This window comes from Nostoc sp. (assembly GCF_036917655.1).
Lineage (GTDB): Bacteria > Cyanobacteriota > Cyanobacteriia > Cyanobacteriales > Nostocaceae > Nostoc.
The window spans coordinates 90776-97328 of record NZ_JBALCY010000066.1 but is presented as its reverse complement, the minus strand read 5'-3'; the positions used below and the strand labels follow the sequence as shown (position 1 = coordinate 97328).

At 45.6% G+C, this 6553-nt stretch carries 5 protein-coding genes; all 5 read right to left on the bottom strand.

All coding sequences use genetic code 11. The features are described from left to right. Positions 1-393: 393 nt before the first annotated feature. The gene (locus V7K30_RS23595; protein ID WP_335003417.1) at positions 394-870 is read right to left on the bottom strand and encodes a hypothetical protein; all 477 of its coding nucleotides are present in this window, start codon (positions 868-870) and stop codon (positions 394-396) included. Between the two features lie 311 nt (positions 871-1181). Then, positions 1182-2420 carry a 2-aminoethylphosphonate aminotransferase gene (locus V7K30_RS23590; RefSeq protein WP_335003415.1) on the bottom strand — a complete coding sequence of 413 codons (1239 nt, stop codon included), beginning with the start codon at positions 2418-2420 and terminating at the stop codon, positions 1182-1184. Between the two features lie 16 nt (positions 2421-2436). After that, complete coding sequence (aepY, locus tag V7K30_RS23585; RefSeq protein WP_335003413.1) at positions 2437-3624, bottom strand: phosphonopyruvate decarboxylase; 1188 nt, start codon at positions 3622-3624, stop codon at positions 2437-2439. A 449-nt stretch (positions 3625-4073) separates the two neighbouring features. Further along, entirely contained in the window at positions 4074-5729 is a 1656-nt protein-coding gene (aepX, locus tag V7K30_RS23580) for a phosphoenolpyruvate mutase (RefSeq protein ID WP_335003411.1), read from the bottom strand. A gap of 42 nt (positions 5730-5771) precedes the next feature. Further along, a complete protein-coding gene (locus tag V7K30_RS23575; RefSeq protein WP_335003409.1) occupies positions 5772-6527 on the bottom strand; it encodes a phosphocholine cytidylyltransferase family protein in 756 nt (251 codons plus the stop codon). Between the last annotated feature and the right edge of the window lie 26 nt (positions 6528-6553).

The window sequence follows — 6553 nt, the reverse complement described above, 5'->3', positions numbered from 1 at the left end:
GGAAACAGGAAATCTAGTTCCCTGGCTTATAAAGGGGGGAAACAGGAAATCTAGTTCCCTGGCTTATAAAGGGGGGAAACAGGAAATCTAGTTCCTGGCTTATAAAGGGGGGAAACCGGAAATCTAGTTCCTGGCAAAGGGGGGAAACAGAAAATCTAGTTCCTGGCAAAGGGGGGAAACAGGAAATCTAGTTCCCTCCCCTTTATAAGGGGAGGGTTAGGGTGGGGTAAAATTTACGCCTAAACCCAGGTGAGTAGCTGTTTCATTCAGTTTTGCAAATCAGAAGACTCTCGCAGAAGTTAAGAAAACAAAAAGGGGAAAAGCAAAAGGAATTGCATCTCCCTTTAACCTTTCCCCTTGAACTTTTCCCCTGCATCTAGGAATGTTTACACGCTATGAATCAGATGCAGCTTTAGCAGGTTTCCTTTTAATAGCTTTAAAGCGATCGCCTAATTGTTCAACTATAGTTTTTAACCCTGGAGTTTTCTTAGCAGCTGTCTTGACGTAATCATAAACTGTCAAGCTGCTACCCATTGCTTCGCTACCGACTGCCATTAAGGTATCATCTACTTTTTCTGTCAGTTGTCGCAGTCCAATCAACAGTTCGGTGAGGTTGGCGGCTAGTTGATAATCCCGGATAAACTCATCTAAATCAAAGCTGGCTGGTAAGATTTCCTTGTTAGACTGGGCAGCAATTAGGCTAGTGTTGACAAAAGCTAGTCTTTTATCGCCCATCTTAAATAACTTGCGTCGTTCTTCCACACTCAGGGTTACGAGAAAAGGCATCTTTGCTTGGATAGTCGCAAAGGCTGCTTTAATTTCTTGGATATCTGCTGGAGAAAGGGAGGCGGTGATGTTTTGGTAAGCCATTGGTTATTTACCGTGGTGAATCTGTTTGTTATAATTCCCATTGGTAAATGCGATCGCACATCTCAACGTCAACCTGACTTTTCACGGTATCTGGAAAACCTCTCTCTAAATTTCTCTCCTTTTAGGCTACGGTGTACACACTCATGTCCGCTTGATTACTTATTAAACCCGAAGAACCCCACCCCGCCAAAGCTACGCTTTGTCTCCCCTCCCGAAGAGCGAGGAGGGGATTAAGGGGAGCCAGTGCGGTCTTGGGGTCTCCCCAAGTGGAGCATCTGGCGTGTGGGGTGCAACGACTGTGGGAATCATAACTAATTACGCGGACTTGATATAATTTGTTTAACAACAACAACAAAGCGTTCCATGTCGGCGCGGGTAATAGCTCCCATTGTCGAGACTCGGAAAATAGATTGAGCTAAATTTCCCTGTCCAGAATAAATGATATAATCTTGTGCTTTCAGTTGGTCGTGAAATTCTTCATAGCTGAAACCGTCTGGCAAGTAGTAGGCATTCAAGACAACGGATGAACTGCCAAGAGGAAGTAGGGGTTTAATTCCAATTGAGGCTAACCCGTCTCTAACTAGGCTGGCAAGTTGGTTGTAATGGCTGTGTCTGGCACGCCAACCCCCTGCTTCTGCCATTTCTTGCAAAGCTTCTGTTAAAGCATAAAATGTCTGTACTGATTGCGTAAAAGGTGTGCCGCCTCGGTCTTGCTGCTGGCAATAGGTTCCTAAATCTAAATATAAGGTGCGGGGGATTGTGTCTACTGACGGCAGTGCATCCCGTCGCAGGATGACAAAGGAGGTTCCAGGAACGCCATGCAGACATTTATTGGCTGTCGCAGCGCAAGCGGTGATTCCCCAATCTGCAAAATTCAGTTCCTCGGCACCAAAGCTGCTGACTCCATCCACTAGTAGTTTGATGCGGCGTTCTTGACAAATTGGGGCAAGTTCCAGCAAATTATTTAGGCGACCGGTAGTAGTTTCGTGATGGACGACTGCAAGGTGGGTGATGTCGGTGTTTTCATCCAGGAGTTTGATTAAAGCTTTGATATCTATTTCGGCATTCCAGGGATGGGAAAGTGTGATGTAATTAATGCTGTGGATTTTGGCGATTTTGGATAGTCGTTCGCCATATACACCATTTTCAATTACTAGTAATTTCCCATCCTTGGGGACTAGACTGCTGATCATCGCTTCCATCGCGGCGGTACCAGAACCCGTGAGGAGAACTGCTGCCCAGTGATGCCGAAGGCGGGCTACGCCTACGCTTTCAAGACCATAAACTTGAAGTAATTGTTCGCGGATTCTGCTTTGAAGTTGGGAAAATTCCACCTCACGATGACACAAGTCGGGACGCAAGAGGGCATTTCTGACGCGATCGCTTAAATTAACAGGGCCGGGATTTAGTAAAATCATTACCAAAGAGACGCGATTAATCGCGTCTGTACAGGAGTTTGGAGAGACGCGATTCATCGCGTCTGTACAAGAGTTTGGAGAGACGCGATGAATCGCGTCTGTACAAGAGTTTGGAGTAGAGACGCGATTCATCGCGTCTGTTAGGATTTTATTGCCAGTTGGAACCAATATGTTTCATGAAGCGTTGCAAAACTGCTTCTGGGGTGAGGTTGGGTCGGGGTAGCTTTTCTAAAGTTCCTGGACGGATTTTCAGATGAGCGAATTTAGGTCTAGTGTTGGTATCTACGGTAAATAAGGCATCTAAAAGGGCGGGATCGTCTCCGGCTAATGTTACGCCGTAACCGCACGCTTCGGCAATCTTGGCAAAGGAGATACCCGCAGAGACGGTGGCTTGTGCGCCTGTGGAATCGTGGACTTCATTATCTAAGAGAATATGGATCAAGTTAGCACCGCCATAAGTGCCGATGGTCGCAAAATTACCCATTCGCATTAGTGCTGCCCCATCGCCATCTATTACCACTACCTTGAGGTCTGGACGTGCTAAGGATAGTCCCAATCCCATTGAGGAAGCGCAGCCCATCGACCCGACCATATAAAGATGATTGGCGCTGTCTTTGCTGGCGAAGAGTTCGCGTCCCGTGTATCCGGTGGTGGCAATTACTACAGTGTTTTCTGCATCAGTATGTTCCACAATCCGAGCTAATGCTTCGCTGCGAGAAATGCGTTGTTCTTTGTGATCCCGAAAAAAGCTTTGCTGAATATGAGCGCTATTACTATTTTCTCGTTCGGGGATAGAAGAACGAGTGAGTGCATGGGAGGCGATCGTTCCTTTACGCATAATTAGAGCATAAGGTCGGCGCTCTTGTTGCATGTAAGCTGTGGCTCTTTGTAAAACAGGTTCTATTTCTGCTGCATCTGTGGGAAAAAATTCCCAAGGTACAGATATAGTTTCCAACAATTTATCTGTAATTTGCCCCATTAATTGATGTTGCGGTTCATCTTGCAAGTCGCGTAGGCGTAGCCCGTCGTAGACATCGCCTCGCAAGGTACAAATCAGCAGCAACGGAATCCGAAAGATATAAGTGAGGGACGTTAGCGGGTTAACTGCATTTCCCAAACCAGAGTTTTGCATCATCACCACGGCTGGTTTTCCAGCAATTGCTGCTCCAGCTGCGATCGCTACAGCATCTCCCTCATTGGCTGCGGAGATATATCTAAGTTGAACGTCATTGATGACGTAGTTAATAAAAGGCGTGAGAAAAGAACAGGGTACGCCAGTGTACCATCCAAAGCCAAGATTACGCGCAGCTTCTACAAATTCCTCTGCCTGGATCATAATTAAAAACTTACAGCAATTTTCAGGTATTTAGACGATTAAGATGGGGAGTAGAGAGTTGTCTCGTTCCCAGTCTCTGACTGGGAATGCCTAATCGGCGGGCTGCCGCCTCAAGACTAGCGGCAGAGCCGCAATTGATTTGCATTTCCAGCCAGAGGCTGGAAACGAGGTTTACGAGGTTTTAATGGGGTTTGGGCTTAACTTGACACCAATAAGCAATGTTCCCTACCAATGTATTTGTATCATTAAAGTCAACTCGGAACTCCGACCTCTGAACTCGGAACTCCGACCTTTGAACTCGAAACTTGGACTTCAGAATTTGGAACTCCGACCTTTGAACTCAAAACTTTAACCTCAGAATACAAAGCGTCAAGCTTAGAACTCCTAACTCCTAACTCCTAACTCCTAACTCCTAACTCCTAACTCCTAACTCCTAACTCCCCACTCCCCTATTGCTTTAATTGAAAAGCCAGGTCAAGATCATCTAAAGAATTAACATCTAACCAGTTACCGCGAATATAAAGCACCTTGATCGGTTTTCCTTGCTCGATTAAATAATTGCATAATTCTGGCAAACCCAAACTGTTGAATTCCGGTCGTTTTTGCAACTCATTGAGTGCTTCACTCACCCACTCTCTACCTTGACTCCGTAGACGCAGCATCCCAATCCAGCGGCCGCTAGATTTCCCCAATTGCGTTTGTGTTGTTTTAGAAATGTCCAACAGGTTGACATCCTGTCCAAACAGAGAAAGATCGTCGGGAATTGAGCAATAGGCGTAGTCAGGTGAACCGCTAACAGACTTGCTGTTCGCCACAGAATCAACCACAGCCACAATTTCTCCGGGACATTCTAATAAATCCCGCAGGATGTAGCTTCTAAATAGTAAATCGCCGTAAAGCACCAGCATCTCTTCGCTGAAGCTGGTTTGAGCGCAGGCTAAGGATGCTAATTCTCCCGTTGTTTCATAATCTGGGTTGCGGATGACTTTAGTCCCCGGAACATTAATAGTTTCTGCTTTGTAACCTGCGACAACGGTAATATCGTTGATGGCAAGTTTCTTGAATTTGTCCACCAACAACCTGAGTAGGGGTTTACCTCCAAGGGGTAACATCACTTTCGGTTTATCTTCCGTCAATGCTGCTAATTCTTGGCCTCTGCTAGCAGCCAAAACGATCGCTTGGGTATGGTGGCGTCCGTTGTTGAAGTAGCGTTTTTCAGCTTCGATGAGTTCATCCGCCCCCTGTAGCCGGAAAATTTCTTTTACAGGCGCAATCTCATCTTCAATGTTGATTAAAGTTTCGCTGGCTTTCACTTCACGAGCGATCGCTTGCATACTAGCAACAGCAGCTCGAATCAGATGGTTTGCCCAGATGACCAAATTCACTTCAGCTTTGCGAAAGACATCGGTGGCGGTGCTGTAATATTTAGTCGGTATAATTACTAACGGGGAACGACCCGCCCACTCTTTGGCAAAGGCTAGCACTTGGTCAGGACGCGATGATTTACTGTGAATCAAGATCGCATTTGCGCCGGCTGCGTGGTAAGCTTCAGCCCGGCGCATTGCCTCCGAAAGATCCCACCCGGCAATCAAAGCTTCGAGTCGAGCGACGATGCAAAAATCTGGGTCTGTCTGACTATCTTTGCCTGCCTTAATTTTGCCGGAAAATTCATCAATATCAGCCAAAGCTTGGCGACTCCCGTTGATGAAACTGTTGGTTTTAGGAAAAAGCTTATCTTCAATACAGACTCCAGCAATACCTCGCTGTTCTAACTTCTTAACCAGGCGACGCATATTATTAAAGTTGCCATAACCAGTATCCCCGTCTAATAAGATGGGGATGCTGGTGACATCAGACATGAACTCCAGCATTTCCACAACTTGAGTCCAACTGGCTTCATTATTATCTCTAACGCCATATTGAGCAGAGAGGGCGAGTCCACTGGCCCAAATTCCTTTAAATCCAGCCTCTTCCACAATGCGGGCGCTAATCCCATTGTGAGCTTCCATGATGAAGTCGAGTTGAGGCGATTCTAGTAATACCCGCAGTTGGGCACACTTACTTAATTTGGCAGCGTTGTCAATGGGTGCAAATATTTGATGCATCTATTCTGCTTTTCTCAACCTATATAATAAATGAAAATATTTTCAGACATTTTCTGCGACTTCTATCTGAGGTAAAATATCGTTTTGGGCGCGTTGAATATCCTGGGGAAAATCGATTTCGAGCCAAGGTAATCCAGTGATATCTTCATAGCCAAATGTTTCTGGAGTTTCTAACAGCAGATCCCGAATTACTTCTTCATAAGGTTCATTATCCAGTCCGTCTGCAACATATTGTTCTGTGCGAGTAGCAACACGGTGAGCAGCAGCACTGACAAAACGAAAGAATCCCACTGACTCGCCTGCAAAATCATAAGCCAAACCTAGAGCTACTTTTTTGCGAAACTCCACTAGATAATTATCTCTGACGCAAAGCTTTACAGGTTCATCTCCCGGTTCAAAATCCCGATCCAGTAAGAAGCAGTTGGGGATATTTGTCTTTACCAGTCGTTCGATGATGCGGCGATCGTACAACACATCTGCATCCATTAATAATATGTCATCGCCAGCAACTAAATGCTGACGTACAGTCCAAAGGCTGATCACACTGCCTTTGGTGTAATCAGGATTATAAACTGTACTGACCCAATTTTCGGCTCCTAATGCTTTGATTTCATCCTGAATTCTTTCTGCTTGATAACCCACAGCAATCACTACTTCGTCAATCTGGTAATGACGGAGATAGTTCAAATGGCGCTCTAATAGAGATTTGCCGTTAAATTTCAGTAAGCATTTGGGTTGGATTTGCCCATCTTTACCTAAGCGTCGTCCAACGCCAGCAGCTAATATAATTGCCTTCATCGTCAAGTTACCAACAAAGCTATGAC